Consider the following 26,025-nt stretch of genomic DNA (forward strand, 5'->3'; position numbering starts at 1 on the left):
CTCGGACGTTGTTGGCGGGTTCCATCCGTTAGATTTTGACCACTAGCGCAGCACGCCCTCCGCCAGGGCGCGCTGGATGCCGCGCACGTCGGCCCCCTTCTTCAGGGTGCGCTCGATCGGCTGGGGCGTGCCCGAGACCCAGATCTTGAGTTCGGCATCGAGGTCGAAGGTGCCGGCCGTCTCCACCGAGAAGCGGACCACCGCCCGGTAGGGGATCGAGGTGAATTCGACCTTGCTGCCGGTGACGCCCTGCACGTCGATCAGGATGATCCGGCGCTCCGTGAACACGAACACGTCCCGGATGATCTTGAACGCCAAGCGCGCCGTCTCGCCCTCGATCAGGATGCCCGCGAGCCGCCGCTCGAGGGATGCGGCGTCGACCTCGCTGCCATGGCCGAGCAATCCGTCCAGCAAACCCATGGCTCGCACGCTCGCTTCGCCTGTTCCGGGGCCGGCACCATGCCGTCCGGGTTCCGCGCCGGCAACAGGGCGCGCTCCGAACCGGCCATCCGACGCGTTGGCGTTTCGGAGGACCGGCGCTAAAGCCCATGGCATGTTCGACGATGCATCCGCTCGGCGCTATCTCGCGGGACTGGCCCCGGTGGCTCCTGGCTCGGTGCGCTGGCTCATCTATGACGAGGCCCGGCACTGGGTTTCGGTCGTGGACACCGAGATGGCATCGCTGCGGCAGGATTGCGCGCATGTCCTGAGCACTCTGCCGGAGGAGGATCCGAACGCATCCCTGGCCGAGGCGATCCGTGAGTTCCTCGCTGAAGGGCCTGACCGCACTCCGCACGTCATCGCCCTCTCCTGCGCCGTGCTGATGCAGAGCACGGGCGATCTCGATGAGGTCTTCGCTCGGATCCAGTCCGGCGTCATGGCGACCTTTGTCGACGCCGAGGACGTGGTGGTCAGGCCCGTCGCCGCATGACGCGACGGAGGCGCGTGCCCTGACACGGCCTCGCCACCATGGCGACGGCCGCCTGTTTGGGACCGGCGGTGCGCGTTCACGCGGCGTTGCGGAAGGCCGAGGGGGGCATGCCGACGACGCGGGCGAAGTACCGGGAGAAATAGGCCGGATCCTGGAAGCCCAGCGCATAGGCGATCTCGGAGACCGGCAGGGTCGAGTAGCGCAAGCCCCGCTTGGCCTCGAGGACGATCCGGTCCGTGATGAGCTGGCCCGGCGTGGTCTCGGCGACGGACCGGCAAGCCGCGCGCAGTCGGCCCGGGGTGGTGCCGAGCCGGTCGCAGTAGGTTTTGAGATCAATGCCGGTCCGGAAGCTGGTCTCGATCTCCCTGCGGAAACGGGCCACGATCCGCGTCTGGGCGGCGAGCTGCGTCGGCACGCCGGCGCCGGCTTCGTCCATCAGCTGCGCCATCTCGATGAGAAGCAGCGTCAGACGGGCCGCCACGGCCGCGCTGCGGGCCGGTGCCACCCTGGATTGCTCGGCCCAGAGCGCCTCGATCGCGGCGTCGAGCGGGCATTGCGGCGACAGCGCGAGGCTTCGCACCGAACCGAACAGGCCCGACAGGGCCTGCTCCTCGCGGGTCAGCGCGTGCAGAAACGTATCGGAGATGGACACGACCCGGCCGGCGCTGACCGTCTCGTAGACGAGGCCGTGCACGACGCCGGCCGGGATGATCAGCGCGCAGGGCGCCGAGAACGCGGTCGCCTCCCCCTCCGCGGTCACGGTTCCATGCCCGTGCCGGATCAGGAACACCTGGTGCAGGTCCGCATGGGCGTGCGGCGTGATCCGCCACGCCGCGGCCCGGCTACGATCGTCCAGGTCTTCGACGTGCAGGAAGCGATCGTCGGGCGCCTGGGGCGGCTCGCCGTAGAGGAAATAGTGCGGGACGAGGGGTCTCGGCATCGGTGCGGCGCGGTTGGAATCGGTAAAAAAGTACAAGGGAATCGCACGCGTCTCCATCCCCAAGGGCCGCCCGCCCCGGCAGGATGAAGCCGGAGACCGATCCGTCAGAGATCGGCACGAATCGGGAGGAACCATGCGAACGCAGGTGGCGATCGTCGGCGCCGGGCCGGCGGGTCTCGTCCTCGCGCATCTCTTGCGCGCGGCGGGCATCGCGAGCGTGGTGATCGAGCGTCGCACGCGCGACTACGTGGAGGGCCGCGTCCGGGCCGGGGTGCTGGAGCAGGGCACCGTCGCGGCGCTCGCCCGGCTCGGTCTCGACCGGCGTCTGCGCACCGAGGGCCTGGTGCATACCGGCACGACTCTCGCCATGGACGGGGAGACCTTTCGCATCGACATGGCCGACCTCGCCGGCGGCGCCGTCACGATCTACGGCCAGCAGGAGGTGATGCGCGATCTGTTCGACGCGGCCGAGACGCACGGGATGCCGATCGTCTTCGAGGCGGCGGATGTGCAACTGCACGACATCGACGGCGCGTCCCCGTCAATCAGCTACCGGACCGCTGCCGGCCCGCAGCATCTCGCCTGCGATGTCGTCGCCGGGTGCGACGGCTCCCACGGGATCTGCCGCCAATTCATCCCCGAGGCCGTCCGAAAGACCTTCGAGCGGGTCTATCCGTTCGGCTGGCTCGGCATCCTGGCCGAGGTGCCGCCGGCGGCGCACGAGCTGATCTATGCCAGCCATGCCAACGGCTTCGCGCTGTCGAGCATGCGCTCGCCGACGCGCAGCCGCTACTACATCCAGTGCGGGATCGAGGAGCGCATTGAGGATTGGCCGGACGCGCGCTTCTGGGACGAGTTGTGCCTGCGCCTCGGGTCCGAGACCGCCGCAGGCGTCGTGCGCGGGCCGGCCTTCGAGAAGAGCATCGCGCCGCTGCGCAGTTTCGTCGGCGAGCCGATGCAATATGGCCGCCTGTTCCTGGCGGGCGACGCCGCCCATAGCGTGCCGCCCACCGGCGCGAAGGGCATGAACCTCGCGGTGTCGGACGTGCTCATGCTGGCCGAAGCCCTGGAAGATTTCTACGCCCGGAACGAACGATCCGGCCTCGACGGCTACTCGGCGCGGGCGCTGGCCCGGGTCTGGAAGGCCGAACGCTTCTCCTGGTGGTTCACCGGGCTGACCCACCGCTTCCCCGAGGCGACCGGCTTCGACCGCCGCATGCAGGTGGCCGAATTCGCCTATCTGCGGACCTCGCGCGCGGCCCAGACGGCGTTTGCCGAGAACTATATCGGCCTGCCGCTCGATCAGAGCACCGGACGGCTCTCGACGGAGGCGCGCCCATGATCCGCGATATGGCACCGGCCATTGATGTGCCGGCCCTGATCGACGCGAGCCCGGTCTCGGGCCTGCAACGCCTGACCTTCGGCCTCTGCTTCCTGATCGTGCTGCTCGACGGGTTCGACACCGCCGCGATCGGCTACGTCGCGCCCTCGCTCATGGCCGAGTGGGGCGTGCCGCGCGGGGCGCTGGCGCCGGTGCTCAGCGCGGCCCTGTTCGGCCTCGCGCTCGGGGCGCTGGCGGCCGGCCCCGTCGCCGACCGCTACGGCCGCAAGGCCGTCCTGGTCGCCGCGGTCGCGGAGCTCGGGGCCGCCTGCCTCGCCTCCGCCTTCGCGGCGGACATCACCTGGCTCTGCCTCCTGCGGTTCCTGACCGGCCTCGGCCTCGGGGCGGCGATGCCGAACGCGGTGACGCTGACCAGTGAGTACGTCCCGGCTTGCCGCCGGGCGCTCCTGATCAACCTGATGTTCTCCGGCTTCCCCCTCGGGGCGGCGTTCGGCGGTTTTCTCGCCGCCTGGATGATCCCGGCCTTCGGCTGGCGCAGCGTCCTGGTCCTGGGCGGCGTTGCGCCCCTGCTGCTGGCCCTGCTGCTCGGCGCGCTCCTGCCGGAATCGATCCGCCACCTCGTGGCCCATGGGGCACCGGCGGAGCGCGTGGCGGCGATCCTGCGGCGGGTGGTGCCCGGCATCGCCCCCGCCAGCCGTTACACGCTCGGCGAAGCCACACCCGGCGGAGCCGCCGCGGACGGGCCGGGCGGTCTGCGCCTCGTCCTCTCGCCGGCCTACGGCCTCGGTTCGGTGATGCTGTGGATCACCTATTTCTGCGGCCTCACGATCTTCTACGCCCTGGTCAACTGGATGCCGATCCTCTTTCGCGAGACCGGCCTCGACCCGCGCTCGGCGGCCCTGATCGCGGCCCTGTTCCCGCTGGGTGGCGTCGGGGCCGTCCTGCTGGGCGCGCTGATGGACCGGCTCGACGCCGACATCGTGGTGGCGACCACCTTCGCGCTGACCGCCCTCGCAGTCGCGCTGATCGGGCAGGCGGTCGGGCATCTCGCCCTGTTGATCCCGGCGGTGCTGGTCGCCGGCACCTTGATGAACATGGCGCAATCCTCGCTCCCCGCCCTCGCGGCGGCGTTCTACCCGACGCGGGGCCGGGCCACCGGCGTGGCCTGGATGCTGGGGCTCGGCCGCTTCGGCGGCATCGCCGGCTCCTTCCTGGTCGGGGGCTTATCCGACTGGAGCCTGAGCGCGACCTTCGCGGTCGTGGCGATCCCGGCCGTGCTCGCCACCCTGGCCATCGTCGTGAAGCGTCTCGCCGGCGGTCGCCCGAACGCGGCGGCCCCCGGGCCGGCCGACGCGCTCGGCCACTGAGAATACATCATCCCTCGCACCACCCGCCGGACAGGAGGATTCTCATGCCGGATGCCAGACCCTACAGAGCCGAGGATCCGGGCCAGCCGCCCTCGCTGTTCCCGCCCTATCGCTCGACGGCGTTGCGTAGCCCGCGCCAGCCGCTGGTGCGCGTGCCGCAGACGCTCACGGAGATCACCGGGCCGGCCGGCACCTGGGAGGCGCTGATGGGGCCGGCGCTCGCTGACCTCACCTGCCACGCGCGCGGCCTGGGCGAGGCGATCGGGCAGCGGATCATCGTCTCCGGCCGGGTGCTCGACGAGGACGCCCGGCCGGTGCCCGACACCGTCGTGGAGATCTGGCAGGCCAACGCCGCCGGGCGCTACATCCACCGCAACGACCAGTGGAACGCCCCCCTGGACCCGAACTTCACCGGCACGGGCCGCGTGGTCACCGATGCACAGGGTCGCTACCGCTTCACCACGATCCGGCCCGGCGCCTATCCGTGGGGCAACCATCGCAACGCCTGGCGGCCGGCCCATATCCACCTGTCGCTGCTCGGCCCCGCCTTCGCGACCCGTCTGGTGACCCAGCTCTACTTCCCCGACGACCCGCTCATCGAGATCGATCCGATCGCCAACGCCGTGCCGCTGCCCTACCGCAACCGGCTGGTGGCGCGGTTCGACATCGACACGACCGAGCCGAACCACGCCCTCGGCTACGTCTTCGACATCGTCCTGCGCGGGCGCGACGCGACGCCCTGGGAGCCCTGAGATGACCGACGATCCCATCGGCCTGCCCCACAACCCGGACCCGCGGCCCGACAACCAGGATCCGGCCCTGTTCGGCCAGACGCCCTGGCAGACGGTCGGCCCGTTCTTCCATTACGGCCTGCCCTGGAAGGGCGGTGCCGACCTCGTCGGCGGCAGCGACATCGGCGCGCGCACCGACCTGTTCCCGGAGGAGCACGATGTCCTTCACCTCGCTCCACCACGTGGACCGGTGCGGGGGGAGACCATCGCGCTCGTCGGCACGGTGCGCGACGGCGAGGGCCGGCCGGTCCCCGACGCGATGATCGAGATCTGGGGTGCCAACGCGGCTGGGCGCTATCACGGGGCGGCCGACGACCGCGCGGACGTGGCGCTCGATCCTGGCTTCATCGGATTCGGCCGGGCCGCGGTCAGCGCCGAGGGCACCTTCCGGTTCCTCACAGTCAAGCCGGGCCCGGTGCCGATCCAGGTCGGCGGCAACCGCTGGCAGGCTCCCCACCTCGCCGTCGGCGTGTTCGGGCGCGGCCTGCTCAAGCGACTCGTCACGCGCGTCTACTTCGCCGATGCCGACGCGAATGACGAGGATCCGATCCTCGCCCTCGTTCCCGAGGCGCGCCGGCAGACCCTGGTCGCGCCCCGCGTCAGTGAGGATCCGCCGACCTACCGGTTCGATATCGTCCTGAGCGGCGATGGCGAGACCGTGTTCTTCGACCTATGACCTTCTCAGCCCTCGATTCCGGCCTGCTCGGGCCCCTCTTCGCCACCGCGGCGATGCGCGCCGTGTTCTCCGACGAGGCGCGCATCGCCGCGATGCTGCGGGCTGAGGCGGCCCTGGCGCGGGCGGAAGCGGAGGCCGGCCTCGTGCCGGCCGCCCTCGCCGACGCCCTCGACGCACTCACGCCCGCGGCGCTCGACCTGGAGGCCCTCGGCGCCGGCACCGCGCTCGCGGGCGTGCCGGTGATCCCCTTCGTGTCGGCCGTGCGCAAGCTGCTGCCGGCCGAGCTGGAAGCGGGCTTCCACAAGGGCGCCACGACCCAGGACATCGCCGACACCGCGCTGGTCCTGCAGATGCGCGACGGCCTCGACCTGATCGCGGTCGAGAGCGCCGCCGTGGTCGCCGGCCTCCGGCGGATGGCGGAGGCGCATCGCGCGACGCCCTGCGCCGGGCGCACCTACGGCCAGCACGCGGCGCCGATCAGCTTCGGCTACAAGGCGGCGACCTGGGCGCTCGGCCTCGCCGAGGTTTTTTCGCACCTGCCTGAGCTGCGCACGCGCCTGCTGACCGCCTCGCTCGGCGGCCCGGTCGGCACGCTGGCGGGCCTCGGTGGGCAGGCCGAGGCGGTGGCTCTGTCCTACGCCGCGCATCTCCGCCTCGCCCCCGAGACCGTGGCTTGGCACAGCCGCCGCGCCCGCATCGCCGAGGCGGGCGCCTGGCTCGCCCGGCTGCTCGGCAGCCTGGCGAAACTCGCCGGCGACGTCGCCCACCTCGCCTCGACCGAGGTCGGCGAGGTGTTGGAGCCGCACGTGCCGGGCCGGGGCGGCTCCTCGGCGATGCCGCACAAGCGCAACCCGGTCTCCGCCACCGTGATCCTGGCCGCCTTCGGTGCCGCCAAGGGCCATGCAGCGACGCTGCTCGACGCGATGGCGAGCGCCCACGAGCGCGCGGCCGGCCCCTGGCATGCGGAGTGGCACGCCCTGCCGCAGCTCTTCGGCCTCGCCTCGGGCGCGCTGCGCGAGGCGCGCGGCCTCGCCGAGGGCCTGGTGATCGCGCCGGAGCGCATGGCCGCCAATCTCGACCTCACCCGCGGCCTGCTCTTCGCCGACGCGGCCGCCGCGGCCTGCGCCCGGACGCTTGGCGCCGGGGCGGCCCACGCCCTGGTGGAGCGCGCGGCCGGAGAGGTCCGCGACACCAGCCGGGACCTGCGCAGCGTCCTGGCCGGGATGCCGGAGACGAGCGGCGTCGATCTCGACCGCGCCTTCGACATCGACCGCCCGGTCGCGGCCGCCGCCGCGGCGACCGATCGGGCGCTGGCGCAGCTCGACCGGCTCGCCGCCCGCCTCACCCCTTCGACCCCGGAGCCGACATGCCCCTGATCCCCGTCAACGGCCTCGACATCGCCTACGACCTCACCGGCCCGAGCGGCGCGCCGGTGGTCGCTTTCTCGAACTCGCTCGGCACGACCCGGGCGATGTGGGACGGCGTGGCTGCCGCCTTGCGCGGGCGCTATCGGGTGCTGCGCTACGACACCCGCGGCCACGGCGCCTCGGCCACAAGCGATGCCCCGGCCGAAATCGCCGACCTCGCGGGCGACCTCTTGGGCCTCCTCGACGGGCTCGGCGTCGACCGCGCTCATCTCGTCGGGCTCTCGCTCGGCGGCATGACGGTGCAGGCCCTGGCCGCCGCGGCGCCGGATCGGGTCTTGAGCCTGACCCTGATGGCGACCGCCGCCTACATGCCGAGCGAGGCGAGCTGGAACGAGCGGGCCGCCACGGTGCGCGCACAGGGCACGGCGGCGATCGTCGACGCGACGCTCGGGCGCTGGTTCACCCCCGGCTTCGCCGAGCGGGCGCCGACGGTGGTGGCGCCGATCCGGGAGGCGTTCACGGCCTGCGATCGGGCCGGCTACGCGGTCGCCTGCGGGGCGATCGGCCGGATGGATCTGCGGCCGGTGCTCGGCCGGATCACGGCGCCGACGCTGGTGATTGCCGGGCGGGACGACCCGGCGACGCCGCCGGCGATGGCCGAGGAGATCTGTGCAGGCATCCCCCAGGCGGAGCTGGTGCTGATTCCTCGGGCCGCACACCTATTGGCGGTCGAGTACCCGGAGGCGGCCGCGGCCCATCTGCTGGGCTTCCTCGACCGCCATCAGGGCGCAACCGCATCGGCCGGAGCGGTGCCGTTCGACACCGGCCTCGCCAACCGCAAGGCCGTCCTCGGCGAGTCGCATGTGGAGCGCTCGCTCGCCAACGCGGGGGCCTTCGCCGGGCCGTGGCAGGATTTCATCACTCGGACCGCGTGGGGCGAGGTTTGGGGCGACCCGCGCCTGCCCTGGAAGACGCGCTCGCTCGTGACCCTGGCGCTGATGGTGGCCCTCGGGCACGAGGAAGAGTTCAAGCTCCATATCCGCCCCGCGCTCGCCAACGGTGTCGATCTGGAGGAGTTGCAGGCGCTGCTCCTGCAGATCGCGATCTACGCTGGCGTACCGGCCGCCAACGGTGCGTTCCGCTGGGTGCGCGACACGCTGGGCACCGACGCTCGGGATGTCCCGACGACCTGAGGAGCAGGGACAGGGCGGGCGGACTGCCGCTGCGCGGCGGATCGGTCCGGCGCGCGAACGTGCATTGGACACGGACATCGCCTGCGGTCCATTTTGGATTGCAGGCCAAAAATTTGCCGTCCGCCACTAGACGACCGGTCTAATCAGGTCTATCTCAGCGTCATGGCACGCCCGAACGCACATACCGACACCCGGCAGGAGATCCTCGACACCGCCTATGGTCTGGTGGGGGCGAAGGGGTTTTCCGGCGTGGGGCTCAACGAGATCCTGGCTACGGCCGGGGTGCCGAAGGGGTCGTTCTATCACTATTTCGGCTCGAAGGAGGCTTTCGGCGAGGCGCTGCTCGACGACTACTTCGAAACCTATCTTGCCGATCTCGACACGACTCTCGCCGAGTTGGGCCTGAGCCATGCCGAGCGCCTGATGAACTACTGGCGGAAATGGCAGGCGACGCAGGGCAGCGCCGATTACCAGCGCAAGTGCCTGGCAGTGAAGCTCGCCGCGGAAGTCTCGGACCTGTCCGAAACCATGCGTCGCGCCCTCAAGGGCGGGACCGCCGGGATCATCGAGCGGCTGGCCCGGGCGATCGAAGCGGGCGTTGCGGAAGGCTCGCTTACCGTTGCCGGAGAGCCGCATACGACCGCCGAGACACTCTATCACGTTTGGCTCGGCGCGAGCCTGATGGCGAAGATCGTGCGGACCGACGCACCGTTCGACGCAGCGATGGCAACGACACGACAGATCCTCGGGCTTTCCTCTCGCTAACCCGAAGCAGAAGGGAAGCACCGGACCCAGCACGCTTGTACTCGAATTCAAGACGACTGGTCTACTCACAGCCGTTCGACGACGCCTTGCCGAGGTCGGCGAGGAACCCGGAACTCAACAAGGAGAAAGCTCATGCCGTACCGCACGACGACGTTTGCCATCCCCTTCCTCGGCATCGCCGGGTTGGGGGCGGCCCTGCTCGGCCCCCCTGCTGCCTCGGCGCAGGAGAGGATCACCCTGGAAACCATCGGCGCCGTCCGCATGGCCAGGGCCGAGGAGATCCGCCGCGCGAACCCGGAAATCCGGTCGGTGGCGACGAGGCCCGCACGCGAGCAGATCGTGGAGCGCCCGTCGAAGGCGCAGTAACGCCGCCCCGTCTTTCCGCACCCCACCCGACGCCCGTCACCCAACCCGATTGACCCTGGAAACCACGGAGAGCGACGATGAAGATCCTGATGGTGCTGACCTCGCACGATCGGCTCGGCGACACGGGCCGCAGGACCGGCTTCTGGCTGGAGGAGCTCGCCGCGCCCTACTACGCGTTCAAGGATGCGGGTGCGGAGATCGTGCTCGCCTCGCCGCAGGGTGGCCGACCGCCCCTGGACCCGAAGAGCAACGAGCCGGATTCTCAGACCGACGCGACGCGCCGGTTCGAGGCGGATGGGGAGGCCGTCTCGGCGCTGGCGAACACGACCAAGCTTGATGCCGTCACCCACGAGGCGTTCGACGCGGTGTTCTATCCGGGCGGGCACGGTCCGCTCTGGGACCTCGCCGAGGACCCTGTCTCGATCACGCTGATCGAGAGCACGCTCGAGGCCGGCAAGCCCGTTGCCCTGGTCTGCCATGCCCCCGGTGTCCTCCGCCGCGCGAAGGCCCCCGACGGGACGGCGCTTGTCCAGGGCAAGTCCGTCACCGGGTTCACGAACACCGAGGAGGAGGCCGTGGGCCTCACCGCGGTGGTGCCCTTCCTGGTCGAGGACGAACTCCGGCGGAACGGCGGCCGGTTCTCCAGGGGCGACGACTGGGCGCCTTACGTGGTGGCCGACGGCCTGCTGATCACCGGTCAGAACCCGGCCTCGTCCAGGCCCGCCGCCGAGCGGCTCCTCGGGCATCTCGCGAACGGCTGACGTCTCCGTCAGCCGCCCCTGAACACCACAGACCGGGCATCCGCGCGGTCGGTGGCAGCCTCCCCTGGGCCGGCGGTCCGACAGACGCCCGGATCAACCCGGAGGCGTCCTGCCCTCGGCAATCATCGCGAAGGACACCGACCCATGACAACCGACATCGTCTTCTCAGACGCGACCCGACTCGCCGAACTGATCCGCACCCGCCAGGTCTCGCCGGTGGAGGTCGTGCAGGCCCATCTCGACCGCATCGCCGCGGTCGACCCCAAGGTCAACGCCATGGTCACCGTGGCGGAGCGGGCCCTCGACGACGCCCGCGCGGCCGAGGCCGCGGTGCTGGCCGGCGGCGCGCTCGGGCCCCTGCACGGAGTGCCGTTCACCGTGAAGGATTCGATCGACACCGCCGGCGTCCCGACCCAGCGCGGATCGCCGATCTTCAAGGGCCGCGTCCCCGAGGCGGATGCCACGAGCGTCGCCCGCCTGAAGGAAGCCGGGGCGATCCTGCTGGCCAAGACCAACCTGCCGGAATTCTCCTACTGGATCGAGAGCGACAACCTGCTCTCGGGCCGCTCGAACAACCCCTGGGACCTGGAGCGAACGCCTGGCGGGTCGAGCGGCGGCGAGTCAGCGGCCATCGCAGCGGGCATGTCGCCGCTCGGTCTCGGGACCGACCTCGCCATCTCGGTTCGGGGTCCGGCCGCGCAGACCGGCATCGTCTCGCTCAAGGCGACCCACGGGCGGGTGCCGATGACGGGGATCTGGCCCCGCGCGCCGCGGCGCTTCTGGCACGTCGGCCCGATGGCGCGCTCGATCCGCGACCTCGCGCTGGCCTTCTCGCTCCTGTCCGGGCCCGACGGCCAGGACGGCTACGCCTCCCGCACCGTCGCCGCCGATGCCGGCCTGGGCACCGCGCCTGGCCGTCCGCTGCGGGTGGGCTGGCTGGTCGAGCCCGGCTTCGGCCCGATCAATCCCGAGGTCGCCGCGACCGTCCAGGCGGCGGCAGAGGCTCTCAAGGGCGCGGGCTGCCTCGTGGAGGCCGTGCGCATCCCGGCGCTGGAGCGCGACTTCGCCCTCGACGTGTTCAACAAGCTGCACGTCATGGAGATCAAGCCGGCCTTCCGCGAGGCGACTGCCGGCCGGGGCCGGGACGAGCTCTACACAATGGCCAAGACCATGCTGGCGCTCCCGGACACGTCGATGGAGGATTACATCGCGGCCGAGCAGGCGGCGGAGCGGCTGCGAGACGGCTACGCCGAGTACTTCCGGCGCTACGACGCGCTGGTCACGCCGGTGCTGCCGATCCCGGCTCACAAGCACGGCGTCACCGAATTCGTCATCAACGGCCAGACTGTCGATGCCACCTACCTCCAGGGCGCGACCGTGCCGTTGAACGTCACCGGCCTGCCCGGCCTGTCGATGCGGTTCGGGACGAGCAATGAGGGACTGCCAATCAACGTCCAGGTCGTGGCTAGCTGGCAGGCCGAGTCGACAATCCTGCAGGTCGCGGCGCTGCTTGAGACGCTGAGCCCCGTTCGCGACCTTCATCCGAGCCTTTAGGCCGCCCTCCGCGGTGAGGCCGGGGGCCGGTGTCGGGTCGGTATGGAACGGTGCAGGGCGCTCCGACCTTGGTTTCACCGGTCGGTGGGCCTCGCCGAGGCTGAGGGCCGGCTTGGACGTATGACGTACACCGGCCGTCACGCCGAGCGCTCAAGGACAGGGAGAACGCCGATGCCGACCTATGTCATCTCGACAGCGATGGAGCTCACGGCCGAACAGCGCGCCGGGATCGTCGCGAGCATCACGTCCATCCATGCGGTCGAGGCGACCGCGCCGCGCTACTTCGTGCAGGTCATCTTCAACAAGGTCGAGCCTGGGTCGATCTTCATCGGCGGCGAGCCGGCCTCGCACGATCATGTCTGGGTCCGCGCCGATATCCGGGCGGGCCGGACCCGGGAGCAGAAGGCCAGGATGCTCCGGCGCATCATGGCGGAAACGAGCGGGATCCTCGGCATCTCGGACCAAGACGTTTGGGTCTACATCTCGGACATCCCGGCGCTGGGTGTCTTGGAGTTCGGCCACGTCCTGCCGGAGCCGGGCGAGGAAGACGCGTGGCTCGCCGCGTTACCCAGTGCCTTGCGCGAGAAGCTCAAGCAGGCGGCCTGATCTGCAACCATGCGGACCCTGCCCTCTCGTCGAGGCGACTGCCATAGCTGAAGCGGGCTCATAGGCCAGATCTGGGGCCCCCTGGAGCGAGGGCCGAACCCGGCGATCGGCATGATGAGCGGCGGAAAAGCGCCGCGAGCTCCGGCGCGGTACGCCGGTCGCATCGATCCCGGGGCCGAAGATCTGGCTGCGAACAGCCTGAAATGGAAATGGGTCGCCTCGCAGCAAGGCGGCGACCCATATCATCCGAGCAGCAACGGGTCAGCTTTGGAACCGACCCGTCATCCGGCCCCGCTCAGGCCGCGTCCGGCATGCGTTCGAGGAACTTGTCCAGGGTGAGCGGATAATCGCGCACGCGGATACCGGTGGCATTGTAGACCGCGTTCGCCACAGCAGCACCAACGCCGCAGATACCGAGCTCGCCCACGCCCTTGGCCTTCATCGGCGAGGACATCGGGTCGACCTCGTCGAGGAAGATCACCTCCTGGTGCGGGATGTCGGCATGGACCGGCACCTCGTAGCCGGCGAGGTCATGGTTGGCGAAGAAGCCGCGCTTCGTGTCGACGGCAAGCTCTTCCATCAGGGCTGCACCGGTCCCCATGGTCATGCCGCCGATGACTTGGCTGCGGGCCGATTTCGGGTTGAGGATCCGCCCGGCCGCACAGACCGCCAGCATCCGCCGCACCCGGATCTCGGCCGTATCCGCATCGACCCCGACCTCGACGAAGTGGGCGCCGAAGGTCGATTGCTGCTGCTTCTTGGAGATGTCGCCGAACTCGATGGTATCCTCGGCGGACAGGGCGCCCTGGGCGGCGGCATCGCCGAGGGGCACGGCCCGGTTGCCGGCCCGAACCTCGCCGTCCGCAAACACGGCGTCCGCCGAGTTGATGCCGAGGCGCTGCGCCACCGCCTCCCGGAGTTTCACGCAGGCGGCGTAGACGCCGGCCGTCGACGAGTTGGCCCCGAACTGCCCGCCCGATCCGGAAGAGACCGGGAAGTCCGAGTCGCCCAGCCGCACCACGATCTTGTCGAGGGGCAGGCCCATCATCTCGGCGGCGGTCTGGGCGATGATGGTGTAGCTGCCGGTGCCGATATCGGTCATGTCGGTCTCGACCGTCACGGTGCCGGCGCCGTCCAGGCGCACCCGCGCCCCGGATTTGAGGACCATGTTGTTGCGGAAGGCGGCGGCCATCCCGACGCCGATGAGCCACTGGCCGTTCCGGACCTGGCCGGGCCTCGGGTTGCGCTTGGCCCAGCCGAACTTCTCGGCCCCGAGCTTGAGGCAGCCGATCAGGTCGCGGTGGGAGAACGGGCGCTCCGGCGCCTGCGGATCGACCTGGGTGTCGTTGCGGATCCGGAACTCGACCGGATCGAGACCCAGCTTCTCCGCCATCTCGTCCATGGCGACCTCGAGTACCATCAGGCCGGGCGCTTCTCCGGGTGCGCGCATCGCGTTGCCCTCGGGCAGGTCGAGATGGGCGAGCTTCATCGCGGTCAGGCGGTTGGCGCCGGCATACAGGAGCTTGGTCTGGCTGACCGCCGTCTCCGGATCGCCATCGGGGAGGTTCCCGGAGGTGCTCTCGTGCGCGATGGCCGTAATCGTGCCGTCCTTGGTCGCACCGATGCGCACGCGCTGGATGGTGGCGGGCCGGTGCGTGGTGTTGTTGGCGATCAGCGGGCGGGTCAGCGCCACCTTCACCGGACGCCCGGCCGCCTTTGCGCCGAGCGCGGCAAGAACCGCATCGGCGCGCACGAACAGCTTGCCGCCGAAACCGCCGCCCACGTAGGGCGAATCGATCCGGACATTCTCCTTGGGGATCCCCAGGATCTTGGCGACGCTGCCGTGGCCCCAGGCGATCATCTGGTTCGAGGTCCAGAGCGTGAGCTTGTCGCCGTCCCAGGCCGCCACGGTGGCGTGGGGCTCCATCATCGCGTGGCTCTCGTCGGCGGTGCTGTAGGTCTCGTCGAGCGTGACCGGCGCCTGCGCGAAGGCGCCATCGAAATCGCCGACCCGCTCCTCACCGTCGCCACCGCTGCCCTCGCCGCTGTCGCTCGGGACGGGCGGCGCGCCCTTCGCCTCGGCCGCAAGGTCGAACTTGCCGGCCTCGGCGGCGTAGTCGACCTTGACCAGGAAGGCGGCCGCCCGCGCCTGCTCGAAGGTCTCGGCCACCACCACCGCGATAGCCTGATGGTAGTGCTGGATCACGTCTCCACCGAACAGGTAGGCGGTGTTCATCATGCCGCGCTCGAGCCGCGGGGACTCCAAGGTGGTGACGACGGCCAGCACGCCGGGCGCCCGCTTGGCGTCCTCGACATGGATCGCACGGACGCGCCCTTTGCTAATGCCGGCCCCGAGCACGTAGCCGTAGGCTTGGTTCGCCACGACGTCGTGGCGCTCGTAGGCGTAGGGGGCCGTCCCGGTCGTCTTGAACTTGCCGTCGATCCGGTCGGTCGGCTTGCCCACGACCTTGAGCTGGTCGATCGGGTTCTGGCCGGCGGGGGTGTCGAACTTCATGGCTTAGGCCCTCGCTTGGTTGAGCGCCGCCGTGAGCGTGCGCTCGGCGAGCTTCAGCTTGTAGGCGTTCTCGTGGGTGGGCTTGGCCCCGGCGAAGACGTGGTCGGTCACCGCCTTGGCGCCGCGCGGCAGAGCGGCCTCGGCCGCCTCGACCCGCCAGGGTTTGTGCGCCACCCCGCCGAACGCCACGTGCCCGGACCCGTCCTTGCCCAGGATCGCCGCCACCGAGACTAGGGCGTAGGCGTAGGAGGCCCGGTCCCGGACCTTGCGGTAGATATGCGTGCCGGCGACCGGCTTGGGCAGCGTCACCGCGGTGATGAGCTCGCCGGTCTTGAGCGTCGTGTCGACCTCGGGCTTGTCGCCCGGCAGGCGGTGGAACTCCGCGATCGGGATCTTGCGCTCGGTGCCCTGGGCGTCGACGGTCTCGACGGTGGCGTCGAGGACGCGCATCGCCACGGCCATGTCGCCCGGATGCGTGGCTATGCAGGCGTCGCTGCCGCCGATGACCGCAAGCTGCCGGCTGACCCCGTCGAGGGCCGAGCAGCCGCTGCCGGGCTGGCGCTTATTGCAGGCTTGGGCGGTGTCGTAGAAGTACGGGCAGCGGGTCCGCTGAAGCAGGTTGCCGGCGGTCGTCGCCTTGTTGCGCAGCTGGCCCGAGGCGCCCGCGAGCAGGGCCCGCGACAACACCCCGTAATCCTTCCGCACCCGCGCGTCCGCGGCGAGGTCGGTGTTGCGCACCAGCGCACCGATGCGCAGGCCGCCCTCCGGCGTCGCCTCGATCCGGTCGAGACCGAGCCCGTTCACGTCGACGAGGTGGGCCGGGGTCTCGATCTGCAGCTTCATCAGGTCGAGGAGGTTGGTGCCGCCGGCGATGAACTTGGCGTTCGGCTTGGCGGCGACGGCGGCGGCGGCTTCGGCGGGCGTGCTCGGACGCTCGTAGGTGAAGGACCTCATGCCTGCCTCCCGGCAACTTCGGTCATCGCCTCGACGATGTTGGAATAAGCCCCGCAGCGGCAGATGTTGCCGCTCATGCGCTCGCGGATCTCGGCTTCGCTCACCTCGGTCGGTGCATTGAGATCGGCGGTGACGTGGCTCGGAATGCCGGCCTTGATCTCGGCGAGCACGGCGACGCCCGAGCAGATCTGGCCCGGGGTGCAGTAGCCGCATTGGTAGCCGTCATGCTTGATGAAGGCCGCCTGCATCGGATGCAGGTTGTCCGGCTGCCCGAGCCCCTCGATGGTGGTGATCTCGGACCCCTGATGCATCACGGCTAAGGTTAGGCAGGCGTTGATGCGTCGGCCGTCGACGATCATCGTGCAGGCGCCGCACTGCCCGTGGTCGCAGCCCTTCTTCGAGCCGGTCAGGTGCAGGTGCTCGCGCGCGGCGTCGAGCAGGCTGGTGCGGATGTCGAGTTCGAGCTCGCGGCGCTGGCCGTTCACGGTCAGACCGACCTTCGCCATCACGGGCTTATCGGCGGTGGCGGACCCGGCACGGGCGCCGGACGGAAGCGTGGTCAAGGCTGCTGCGGCGGCGGTCGCGCCGGCGACCATGTCACGTCGACTCATAGCAAGGTCTCCAGGTCGTCCCATCATGGTCTCCGAGCCTGTTGCGGGAGATGGCGGATCAGGGACCGTCCATCGATAGCGGAATGCCCGAGGCAACACGAGCAGCTTGGATAAGATCCAAAGTACCGCGCAAGCGTCCGGAGATGAGTGGGTCAAATCGGCATGGGGCTATGCGCGTCGCTCACGGACGCGGCGCGTTTGCCGGTCGCCGCATCCGGCTCGACGCGCGCTCGCCGATGGCCATGCCGCTGGCAGCGCCACTGGGCGGCCTGTCCATCTGGGCGTCCAAGACAGGTGCGCGATCAATGTCCGCGTCGAGGGACAGACGGTGTTCAACAGCACCGCCCTGATCCTGAGGTCGGCGCAGGGTGGCCTCACCTTGGCGTATTTCGCCAAAGACAAGGCGGTGCCGTACATCGAGGCCGACCGAGCGACGTCACGATTCGGTTGAGATCTCAAGAGCCATCGTTCGGACCGAAACCAGGCAGGGATTGGCGTTGTCACGGCGCCACGCGAGCAACAGCTCCGGCTGTGCGGTTGCGGGGAGCGCAATTGGCCGCAAACGGATATCCGCCATGCTGTTGCCGCGGGTGCTCGCCGGCACCAGCGCGATCCCGATGCCGGCTCCGACGAGGGCCAGCATGGCGTGGACCTGGTTCACCCGCTGCACGATCCGCGGCGTCACCCCGCCGGTCTCGAACAGCGTGTCGAGCAGATCGATGAAGTATCGACCACCCTTGGGCGACCAGGTCACGAACGCCTCACCGTCGAGATCCTGAAGCGTCGGGACACGGCCGGTCGCCAGGCGATGGCCGCGGGGAACCGCGAGCAGGAGGCGCTCGCTCACCAGCGGGGCCGTCGCGATCGAGGATTTGGGGTCCTGCAGGATCGGGGCCGGCCGCAGGATCGCGAGATCGGTGCGATTCTCTTCAAGCGCCAGGATCTGCTCGTCGGAGACCATCTCCGCCAGGACGAGATCGACCTCGGGCAGCCGCGCCCGGACATGGGCGACGACATGGGGCAGCGTGCGATAGGCCGAGGCCGCGGTGAAGCTGAGCCGAATCACGCCGCTCTCGCCCCGGGCCGCGCGTCGCGTGATGCGCGCGGCGCTCTCGGCCGCCGCCAGGACCCGGTAGGCTTCCGCCAGGAACGTGCGTCCGGCCGGGGTCAGCCGAACCGCCCGGGTGGTGCGGTCGAGCAGCGTCACCCCGAGCGTCTGTTCCAGCATCTGGATCTGCCGCGACAGCGGCGACTGGGTCAGGTTGAGCTTCGCCGCCGCCCGGCCGAAATGCATCTCCTCGGCGACGGCGACGAAGCTGCGGGCGTGGCCGAGATCGAACATTGATGCAAGATCCGGGATAATCCAGCTATAATGAGCGTTGGACGCATTTAAATCGCCGATCTACCCCTGATGCAACGCTGAATGGCGCAGATCAGGGAGTGAAGCGGATGTCCAGAATGACCCCGGCCGAGATGGCCCGCGCGCTGGGCTCCGGCCTGCTCTCCTTCCCGGTCACCCATTTCCGCGACGACCTCGCCTTCGACGAGACTGCCTACCGGGACAATCTCAGCCGCCTGGCCGATTACAAGGTCTCGGGCCTGTTCGCGGCCGGGGGCACCGGCGAGTTCTTCTCGCTCACACCCACCGAGATCGACCGCGTCCTGCGCGCCGCCGTCGAGGAGACCCGCGGCCGCGTGCCGGTCATCGCCCCGGCCGGCCAGGGCACCGCCCTCGCGATCGAGCTCGCCCGGGCGGCCGAGGCCGCCGGCGCGGACGGCCTCCTGCTGCTGCCGCCCTATCTCGTCGGCTCCGAGCAGGCGGGCCTCGCTGCCCATGTCGAGGCGGTCTGCCGCGCCACCACGCTCGGCGTCATCGTCTACAACCGGGCCAACGCCCAGCTCAACGAGCACACCCTGGCCGGCCTGTGCGACCGCTGCCCGAACCTCGTCGGGTTCAAGGACGGCGTCGGCGACGTCGAGCTGATGACGCGGATCTATGCCGGCCTCGGCGACCGCCTCACCTATGTCGGCGGCCTGCCGACAGCCGAGACCTTCGCGCTGCCGTATCTGGAGATGGGCGTCACAACCTACTCCTCGGCGATCTTCAACTTCCTGCCCGAATGGGCGCTGTCCTTCTACGAGGCGGTGCGCCGGCGCGACCGCGACGCGGTCTACCGGGAGCTGCGCGACTTCGTCCTGCCCTACATCGCGATCCGCAATCGCAAGCGCGGCTACGCCGTCTCGATCGTCAAGGCCGGCATGACCGCCGTGGGCCGCCATGCCGGTCCCGTCCGGCCGCCGCTCACCGAGCTCGACGCCGCCGAACAGGCCGAGCTGAAGGCGCTGATCGGCGATCGCCGCTGAGTCCATCCACCCTCGCCAAGACCGGAGCTGCCGAACCAACGGCGGCCCGACCCGCCGCCCGGGCGCAATCGGGCAGCATCCATCCTGGGAGAACGTCCATGACTGCCCTTACGAGCGGCACGGCGAGCACCATGCTCGACGCTGCCGATGCGGCGCGCCGTACCCGCGTCCGCCTGCTCATCGTGGTGATGCTGTTTGCCGCCACCACGATCAATTACGCCGACCGCGCCACCATCTCGATCGCCGGGCCCGACATGGCCAAGGAACTCGGCCTGACGCCCGTGCAGATGGGCTACGTCTTCTCGGCCTTCGCGTGGTCCTACGTCCTCGCCCAGATCCCCGGGGGCTGGCTCCTCGACCGCTACAGCGTCAAATGGGTCTACGCGGCGGCGGTGGCCCTCTGGTCCGGCTTCACCCTCGTCCAGGGGGCGGTGGGCTTCTTCACCGGCCTCACCGCCGTCGTCATGCTGTTCGCCCTGCGCCTGGCGGTCGGCCTGACCGAGGCCCCGGTCTTCCCGGCCAACGCCCGCATCGTCGCGGCGTGGTTCCCCACCCGCGAACGCGGCATGGCCTCGGCGTTCTTCAACTCAGCCCAGTACTTCGCGACGGTGCTGTTCACGCCGCTGATGGCCTGGATCGTCCACAATTTCGGCTGGCACCACGTCTTCACCAGCATGGGCCTGCTCGGCATCGCCTTCGCGGTCCTGTGGCTGCGCGTGGTCGACAGCCCGAAGAACCACCCGTCCATGAACCAGGCGGAGCGGGACTATATCGAGGTCGGCGGCGCGCTGCTCGACATGGACGGACAGGGCACGAAGAAGCCGGGCCATGCCGGCAAAACGCTGCGCGAGCTCCTGGCCAACCGGATGCTGCTCGGCATCTATATCGGCCAGTACTGCATCACCGTGCTGACCTACTTCTTCCTGACCTGGTTCCCGGTCTACCTGGTCAAGGAGCGCGGCCTGTCGATCCTGCAGGCCGGCTTCGCGGCGGTGCTGCCGGCGCTCTGCGGCTTCATCGGCGGCATCCTTGGCGGGGTGATCTCCGACATGCTGCTAAGGCGCGGCTACTCGCTGACCGCGGCCCGAAAGATCCCGATCGTGGGCGGCATGCTGCTCTCGATGAGCATCATCGGCTGCAACTACGTCCAGACGGATGCGGTCGTCGTCGGCCTGATGGCGCTGGCCTTCTTCGGCAAGGGCATCGGCGCGCTGGGCTGGGCCGTCGTCGCCGACACCTCGCCGCGGGAGAGCGGCGGCCTCTCGGGCGGCCTGTTCAACACCTTCGGCAACACCGCCGGCATCACCACGCCCATCGTGATCGGCTACATCGTGCAGAGCACGGGATCGTTCAACGGCGCCCTGGTCTTCGTCGGCCTGAACGCCTTGGTGGCCTGCTTCTGCTATCTTGTGGTTGTCGGTGAGATCCGCCGCGTCGAGCTCAAGGCGAGCTGACCTCCGAGACCGGACCGATCCCAAAGCGGTCCGGTCCCGCTCCGACAAGGCCGCGCGCACTCGGCGGAGACCGGCCGCGCGGCTCAATCACCCACCGCATCGAGGAGGAACGCCATGCTGAACGACCAGGGCCACGCCACGCGCAACACGCCGACGGTCACCGAGATGAAGGTCGTGCCGGTCGCCGGGCACGACAGCATGCTCCTCAACCTCTCGGGCGCGCACGGTCCGTTCTTCACCCGCAACCTCGTGATCCTCACCGACTCGACCGGCGCCACCGGCCTCGGTGAGGTCCCCGGCGGCGAGGCCATCCGCAAGACCCTGGAGGATGCCCGGGACCTCGTGATCGGCCGGCCGCTCGGGGCCTGGAACGCGGTCCTCAACGCCATGCGGACGCGGTTTGCCGACCGCGACGCGGGCGGGCGCGGCCTGCAGACCTTCGACCTGCGCATCACCATCCACGCGGTGACGGCCGTCGAGGCCGCGTTCCTGGATCTGCTCGGCCAGTTCCTCGGGGTGCCGGTGGCCGCGCTACTCGGCGAGGGCCAGCAGCGCGACGCCGTCGAGATGCTGGGCTACCTGTTCTACGTCGGCGACCGGACCCGCACGGATCTCGCCTACCGGGCGCCGGAGGCCCGCGACGGCTGGTTCCGCCTGCGCGACGAGGAGGCGCTGACCCCGGAGGCCGTGGCCCGCCTCGCGGAGGCGGCTTACGCGCAGTACGGCTTCAACGACTTCAAGCTGAAGGGCGGCGTGCTGCGCGGCGAGGATGAGATCGCCGCCGTGACCGCCATCCACGAGCGCTTCCCGAAGGCGCGCGTGACCCTCGACCCGAACGGCGCTTGGTCCCTCGACGAGGCGATCCGGCTCTGCAAGGGCCAGGGCCACGTGCTGGCCTATGCCGAGGATCCCTGCGGGGCCGAAGGCGGGTTCTCCGGCCGCGAGATCATGGCCGAGTTCCGCCGGGCCACCGGCCTGCCCACGGCCACCAACATGATCGCCACCGACTGGCGGCAGATGAACCACGCCATCCAGCTCGGCGCCGTCGACATCCCGCTGGCCGACCCGCATTTCTGGACGCTGGCCGGCTCGGTCCGGGTGGCCCAGCTCTGCCGCGATCACGGCCTGACCTGGGGCTCGCATTCGAACAACCACTTCGACGTGTCGCTCGCCATGTTCACCCATGCGGCCGCCGCGGCCCCGGGGAATGTCACGGCGATCGACACTCACTGGATCTGGCAGGACGGCGAGGCCCTGACCCGGGAGCCGCTCGCGATCCGCGGCGGCCTCGTGCAAGTGCCGGAACGGCCGGGCCTCGGGATCGAGCTCGATTGGTCGGGTGTCGAGCGGGCGCACGCCCTCTACCGCGATCACGGCCTGGGCGCCCGCGACGACGCGGCGGCGATGCAGTTCCTGATCCCCGGCTGGACCTTCGATCCGAAGAAGCCCTGCCTCGTCCGCTGATCGCGGCGCGATGCCGTCGCGCGTGAGACCCCGACTGCTGTCGCGCCAAGAGACCTGCGGATGCCCCGGTCTCGGCATTACGGGTGCACCGGTAGCCCGGTGCCCGATCACGGGCGCGCATCGCCTGCACCTCAAGCCCCGTCACAGCGTGCCGGGGCACCTGCCGCCTCGCCGACGCGAGCGCCAAAGAGGTGGCGAAGCGCGCGGACGTAATCGATATGCGCGCGATCGTCACCCGCGACTTTGCCCACCGGATCGAGGCACTCGGCGCGCCAGTCTCGGACGACGCGGTCGTGCGAGAAGCGCCGTTTTCTCGGGTGGCATGGAAGACGCCTTGAACGCCGTTCATGGGTCACAAAACCAAAACGCAGGCGATGCTTCGGTTCAGACCCTCGCCTCGTGCCTTCTCTCATCGGACAGACAGAAAATATCGGCGCTCATACCGAGCCGATGAGGATTAGCTTTTGCGAATCGCACCCTGGCCATTGGATATGATGAGCAAATAGGCACTCTTACCTTCCGTTATAATGTAATGCATATTGAATAAATTGCAGCAACGAAATATATCTGGAATGCCTTTATGTGATTCATATTGCGTCGCAAAACCGACATGCTTGACATGTTTAAATTGGAACGTTCTAATAGACGTTTGGATACCATCTCTGACTTGCCATGCTCAGACGCGATGGGCCGACGTTGGTTTCTTGAGCCTCAGAATTGACAAGCCATGGATCTCCAATGACAAAAATTAGAACGTTCTATATTCAGGTCCTATTGAGCAGTGTTGCTCTGGCGGCTCTCCAAACTCCAGCGCTCGCACAGCAGGTGAACGACCTTGGCACGGTTTCGGTGGAGGCGGCAGCGAATCAGGCCGGCGGAGCCGACCGTGGCACTCCGCTGCTGGCGGAGCAGAATGGCACATCGGCAGCCACGACCCTGCGACAGGAGGATATTGCCCGCCAACCGGGCACCCAGAACGTCGCGCAACAGATCGGCAAGGTCGTCGGCGTCAATTCCTACTCGCGCGACGCCTCCGGCCTGTTCGGCGGCGGCTACTCGATTCGCGGCTTCGACAGCACGCAGATCGGCCTCTCGCTCAATGGCGTGCCGCTCAACGATCCCGGCACCTCCGCGGTCACGCCGCAAGTCTACACGGATTCAGAAAACCTCTGCTCGGTGGATGTCAGCCAGGGGACCAGCGCCGGCGCAGTCGCTCAGCACGGTGCTATCGGCGGCCAAGTCTCGATGTCGCAATGCGTCCCAACCGATACGCCAAAGACCACGGTCTCACAATCGTTCGGGTCATACAATAACTTTAAAAGCTTCATACGAGCGAATACTGGCCTCATGTACGATGACGCCCCAAAGGGCTACCTTTCGTACTCGCACGCACAGTCCGACTATTTCACCGGCCCTGGCGCAGCCGACCGGCACCATGTCGACAGCCGGTTCGACCTGAAACTCGAAGGCGGCGCCAGCCTAAGCTTCAACTCCTTCTTCAACTACTTCGAGAACACCTACATCCGTCCTGTTTCGAAGGCGCAATACGCCGCGTTCGGCTATCGGAACGGATGGCTGACGGTGCCGCCGACGCTCCTGGCCGGTCCGAAAGCTGTGTTCGCCCAGACGAATGCCGCAGTGCCCTATACGCCGGCCAATATGGGCTACGGCCCCTATCAGTGGGAGCCGGGCCGCCACGCCTACGCTTCGATCGACGGCGTTTTCCCACTGACCGACGCGATCGACTTGAAGGTGACCCCCTACTACCTTCATCAGGAATCCGGAAGCTCGAGCGAGACGCTTCTCAAAGAAGAGGGATACAAAAACAAGTTCCTGACCAATCCAATCGGCGCATTCACGGCTTACGGCACGCGGAACACCAATGCTCTGCTGGTTCAGATGAGCCAGAGCAATTTCGATCGTGTCGGCAACACCGCGACGCTGACGGGGCGGTTCGGAGAACATACCATCAGCGGCGGCCTTTGGACGGAGTACACCCATCAGCACCAATTGCGCCCATTCGAGCAAATTGATCCCGCGACGAACACGATTCCCGATATTTTCTTCGAGTCCCATCTGCTCAAGGACTACAACGGTCGCATTGTGACCAACAGAGATTGGACAACGGATTATTACAACACCGCTCTGTCGCTATCCGACAGCATCGCGTTGTTCGACGACAGGCTGCATATCGATCTTTCCGGCCGGGAGCGGATCTATTCGCGCTTGTTCCACAACCTCCCGGCGGGAAGCAGTGCTACGACCGATTCGTATCTCGAGTACAAGGTTAAGCGGAACTATGCGTTCTTCCTACCCTCATTCGGCGTGCGCTACGACCTCGATGATACGAACCAGATCTTCTTCAATGCCTCCATGGGCGCGCGCGTGCCGCCTAACCTTGCCGACGGCGGCCATGTGAACAACACCACCAACTTGGTTACGATGGATGAGCTCAAACCCGAGCGCTCCCTCAGCTTCGACACGGGCTATCGCTACAAGGGCGACCTCCTGAACGTCAACGCGACCGCGTTCCTAATCAAGTATAGCGACCGGATCGCGGTCACGATCAAGAATGGCGATCTGCTGAGCAGCAAGTACACGAATATCGGCAGTACCACGGCGATCGGGACTGAGATTGAGGTCGGCACTAAGCCCTATGAAGGCTGGAGCGTCCTGCTCTCGCAAGCGGTCAATGACGACACGCTCGACATGAACCTCAAGGTCGATGACACCAACAAAATTCTTCAGACCAAGGGCAAACAGTATTTCAACGCACCGAAATACATCACCAACGCAACCCTCATGTACGAAGACGGGCCGCTCTATGGGTTTGCCCGGGCCAAGTGGACCAGCTCGGTCTTCGCCACCCTGACCAACGACATCCGCCTGCCGGGCTACACCACGGTCGATCTCGGCCTCGGCTACAAGCTCAAGGGCACGGCCTTCCTCGACGCGATACCGGGGGCGCAGGATGGCGAATTCAAGCTCAACCTGACCAACGTACTGAACGCAAAATATTTGTACATCAATCCCGGCAACAGTACCGGCATTCAGATTTCTTCCGCCGGCACACCGACCTTCTATCTCGGCGCGCCATTCTCGGTCGTCGCCAGCCTCAGCCTGGATTTCTAGCCATGCGCCAACGTGATCTCTCTCAAACCGGTCGGAGCCTGACCATGACGCGCCGGCATGTCCTTCACCTTTCGGGTGCGGCGGCGGTCGGCAGCCTTGCCGGGCTTCGAAGCCTGGCCGCGTCCGCCGCCGACGGAGCGAAGCCGTTCCCCTGGATCGGCACCAAATTCACGCCCGACGGTCAGGTTCTGCGCTGCCCCGGCAACACCATCATCTGTCACATCGAGCCGTCGAACCCGGCAACCGCCCCCCTGGCGGCGTTCCGCGCCGCGCTGGAGGCGGAGCCCTACGCGCACAAGTTCACCTTCACGCCGCCGTCAAGCTACCACATGACGGTGTTCGAGGGGGTGATCGACTTCAACCGGAAGCCGAGTCTCTGGCCGGCCGATCTCGCCCTCGACGCGCCCGTGGAGGCGTGCAACCGGCTCTTCATCGAGAAACTCGAAGCTTTCGACCTCGGCTGCGAACCGCGGTTCCGAATGAAGGTGCTGGAGGGCGACGGCAACGTCGACGTACGTCCGGGGGCGGGAATCTACCTGGTGCCGGCGGACGAGTCCGAGGCCACGAAGCTGCGCCGCCTGCGGGACCGGCTATCCGACCTGCTGAAGCTGCACCAGCCCGGACATGACACTTACAAGTTTCACACCACCCAGACTTATGCAATCAAGCCGCTCGACGAAATCGAGACGAGTCGCTACCGCGCCGTGCGCCGCGATTCGATCAATGCTCTGGCCGCGGCAATGCCTGTCCTTGAGCTGGGCGCGCCGGAATTATGCCTATTCAATGATATGTTCGCCTTCAATCCGCGTCTTTATCTTCGTCCCCGCCAGCTTTAGACTGGTCCACCGACAAGGCGGCGTTTCGCGGCCTCG

Annotated in this window: 24 protein-coding genes; 18 read left to right on the top strand and 6 right to left on the bottom strand. The window is 68.5% G+C overall.

Features of this window, described 5'->3' with window-relative positions:
• Positions 1–42 precede the first annotated feature (42 nt).
• Positions 43–420, bottom strand: a complete 378-nt coding sequence (locus BM228_RS04850) for a PH domain-containing protein (protein ID WP_092037701.1) — start codon at positions 418–420, stop codon at positions 43–45.
• Between the two features lie 133 nt (positions 421–553).
• Between BM228_RS04850 and BM228_RS04855 the strand changes: the two genes are divergently transcribed.
• Positions 554–931, top strand: coding sequence for a hypothetical protein (locus BM228_RS04855; RefSeq protein ID WP_092037703.1), 378 nt, complete (start codon positions 554–556; stop codon positions 929–931).
• 76 nt (positions 932–1,007) lie between these two features.
• Here BM228_RS04855 and BM228_RS04860 read toward each other — a convergent pair whose 3' ends face one another.
• The gene (locus tag BM228_RS04860; protein WP_092037863.1) at positions 1,008–1,871 is read right to left on the bottom strand and encodes a helix-turn-helix domain-containing protein; all 864 of its coding nucleotides are present in this window, start codon (positions 1,869–1,871) and stop codon (positions 1,008–1,010) included.
• A gap of 133 nt (positions 1,872–2,004) precedes the next feature.
• On the opposite strand from BM228_RS04860, the gene pobA reads away from it, so the two are divergent.
• The 11 genes from pobA (at position 2,005) to BM228_RS04915 (ending at position 12,659) form a co-directional block, all read left to right on the top strand.
• Positions 2,005–3,213, top strand: coding sequence for a 4-hydroxybenzoate 3-monooxygenase (gene pobA / locus BM228_RS04865; RefSeq protein ID WP_092037705.1), 1,209 nt, complete (start codon positions 2,005–2,007; stop codon positions 3,211–3,213).
• A complete protein-coding gene (locus tag BM228_RS04870; RefSeq protein ID WP_167367651.1) occupies positions 3,210–4,580 on the top strand; it encodes an MFS transporter in 1,371 nt (456 codons plus the stop codon). The genes pobA and BM228_RS04870 overlap by 4 nt, the downstream gene beginning before the upstream one ends.
• Positions 4,581–4,624: 44 nt before the next feature.
• Entirely contained in the window at positions 4,625–5,332 is a 708-nt protein-coding gene (gene pcaH, locus BM228_RS04875; RefSeq protein ID WP_092037707.1) for a protocatechuate 3,4-dioxygenase subunit beta, read from the top strand.
• A gap of 1 nt (position 5,333) precedes the next feature.
• The gene (gene pcaG, locus BM228_RS04880; RefSeq protein ID WP_092037709.1) at positions 5,334–6,047 is read left to right on the top strand and encodes a protocatechuate 3,4-dioxygenase subunit alpha; all 714 of its coding nucleotides are present in this window, start codon (positions 5,334–5,336) and stop codon (positions 6,045–6,047) included.
• The gene (locus tag BM228_RS04885) at positions 6,044–7,423 is read left to right on the top strand and encodes a lyase family protein (RefSeq protein ID WP_092037711.1); all 1,380 of its coding nucleotides are present in this window, start codon (positions 6,044–6,046) and stop codon (positions 7,421–7,423) included. The genes pcaG and BM228_RS04885 overlap by 4 nt, the downstream gene beginning before the upstream one ends.
• A complete protein-coding gene (gene pcaDC, locus BM228_RS04890; RefSeq protein ID WP_092037713.1) occupies positions 7,414–8,607 on the top strand; it encodes a bifunctional 3-oxoadipate enol-lactonase/4-carboxymuconolactone decarboxylase PcaDC in 1,194 nt (397 codons plus the stop codon). The genes BM228_RS04885 and pcaDC overlap by 10 nt, the downstream gene beginning before the upstream one ends.
• A 162-nt stretch (positions 8,608–8,769) precedes the next feature.
• Positions 8,770–9,372: a TetR/AcrR family transcriptional regulator gene (locus BM228_RS04895; protein ID WP_092037715.1), complete on the top strand. Its 603-nt coding sequence runs from the start codon at positions 8,770–8,772 to the stop codon at positions 9,370–9,372.
• Between the two features lie 132 nt (positions 9,373–9,504).
• Entirely contained in the window at positions 9,505–9,738 is a 234-nt protein-coding gene (locus tag BM228_RS04900) for a hypothetical protein (protein WP_092037717.1), read from the top strand.
• A 77-nt stretch (positions 9,739–9,815) separates the two neighbouring features.
• Complete coding sequence (locus BM228_RS04905; RefSeq protein ID WP_092037719.1) at positions 9,816–10,499, top strand: type 1 glutamine amidotransferase domain-containing protein; 684 nt, start codon at positions 9,816–9,818, stop codon at positions 10,497–10,499.
• Between the two features lie 144 nt (positions 10,500–10,643).
• Positions 10,644–12,053: an amidase gene (locus BM228_RS04910; RefSeq protein WP_092037720.1), complete on the top strand. Its 1,410-nt coding sequence runs from the start codon at positions 10,644–10,646 to the stop codon at positions 12,051–12,053.
• Positions 12,054–12,224: 171 nt separating this feature from the next.
• A complete protein-coding gene (locus BM228_RS04915; protein ID WP_092037722.1) occupies positions 12,225–12,659 on the top strand; it encodes a tautomerase family protein in 435 nt (144 codons plus the stop codon).
• A gap of 295 nt (positions 12,660–12,954) precedes the next feature.
• On the opposite strand, the gene paoC is transcribed toward BM228_RS04915, so the two are convergent.
• Genes paoC through paoA form a run of 3 tightly spaced genes read right to left on the bottom strand, consistent with a single transcriptional unit; the run spans position 12,955 to position 16,763 of the window.
• Positions 12,955–15,174, bottom strand: coding sequence for an aldehyde oxidoreductase molybdenum-binding subunit PaoC (paoC, locus tag BM228_RS04920; protein WP_092037724.1), 2,220 nt, complete (start codon positions 15,172–15,174; stop codon positions 12,955–12,957).
• 3 nt (positions 15,175–15,177) lie between these two features.
• Positions 15,178–16,128, bottom strand: coding sequence for an FAD binding domain-containing protein (locus BM228_RS04925; protein ID WP_092037726.1), 951 nt, complete (start codon positions 16,126–16,128; stop codon positions 15,178–15,180).
• Positions 16,125–16,763, bottom strand: a complete 639-nt coding sequence (gene paoA, locus BM228_RS04930; RefSeq protein WP_092037728.1) for an aldehyde dehydrogenase iron-sulfur subunit PaoA — start codon at positions 16,761–16,763, stop codon at positions 16,125–16,127. The genes BM228_RS04925 and paoA overlap by 4 nt, the downstream gene beginning before the upstream one ends.
• Positions 16,764–17,067: 304 nt before the next feature.
• Between paoA and BM228_RS35785 the strand changes: the two genes are divergently transcribed.
• Positions 17,068–17,190 carry a hypothetical protein gene (locus BM228_RS35785; RefSeq protein WP_280142312.1) on the top strand — a complete coding sequence of 41 codons (123 nt, stop codon included), beginning with the start codon at positions 17,068–17,070 and terminating at the stop codon, positions 17,188–17,190.
• Here BM228_RS35785 and BM228_RS04935 read toward each other — a convergent pair.
• Entirely contained in the window at positions 17,176–18,081 is a 906-nt protein-coding gene (locus BM228_RS04935) for a LysR family transcriptional regulator (RefSeq protein WP_092037730.1), read from the bottom strand. The two genes, BM228_RS35785 and BM228_RS04935, sit on opposite strands and share 15 nt — an antisense overlap.
• A gap of 107 nt (positions 18,082–18,188) precedes the next feature.
• On the opposite strand from BM228_RS04935, the gene kdgD reads away from it, so the two are divergent.
• From kdgD to BM228_RS04960, 5 genes are all read left to right on the top strand, one after another.
• Entirely contained in the window at positions 18,189–19,103 is a 915-nt protein-coding gene (gene kdgD, locus BM228_RS04940; RefSeq protein WP_092037732.1) for a 5-dehydro-4-deoxyglucarate dehydratase, read from the top strand.
• A 98-nt stretch (positions 19,104–19,201) separates the two neighbouring features.
• Complete coding sequence (locus BM228_RS04945; RefSeq protein WP_092037734.1) at positions 19,202–20,557, top strand: MFS transporter; 1,356 nt, start codon at positions 19,202–19,204, stop codon at positions 20,555–20,557.
• Between the two features lie 114 nt (positions 20,558–20,671).
• Positions 20,672–22,021 carry a glucarate dehydratase gene (gudD, locus tag BM228_RS04950; RefSeq protein WP_092037736.1) on the top strand — a complete coding sequence of 450 codons (1,350 nt, stop codon included), beginning with the start codon at positions 20,672–20,674 and terminating at the stop codon, positions 22,019–22,021.
• A gap of 825 nt (positions 22,022–22,846) precedes the next feature.
• The gene (locus BM228_RS04955; protein WP_244537020.1) at positions 22,847–25,153 is read left to right on the top strand and encodes a TonB-dependent receptor; all 2,307 of its coding nucleotides are present in this window, start codon (positions 22,847–22,849) and stop codon (positions 25,151–25,153) included.
• 44 nt (positions 25,154–25,197) lie between these two features.
• Complete coding sequence (locus BM228_RS04960) at positions 25,198–25,989, top strand: DUF1868 domain-containing protein (RefSeq protein ID WP_244537021.1); 792 nt, start codon at positions 25,198–25,200, stop codon at positions 25,987–25,989.
• The last annotated feature ends 36 nt before the right edge of the window (positions 25,990–26,025 follow it).

The sequence above is a fragment of the Methylobacterium pseudosasicola genome (assembly GCF_900114535.1).
Classification (GTDB): domain Bacteria; phylum Pseudomonadota; class Alphaproteobacteria; order Rhizobiales; family Beijerinckiaceae; genus Methylobacterium; species Methylobacterium pseudosasicola.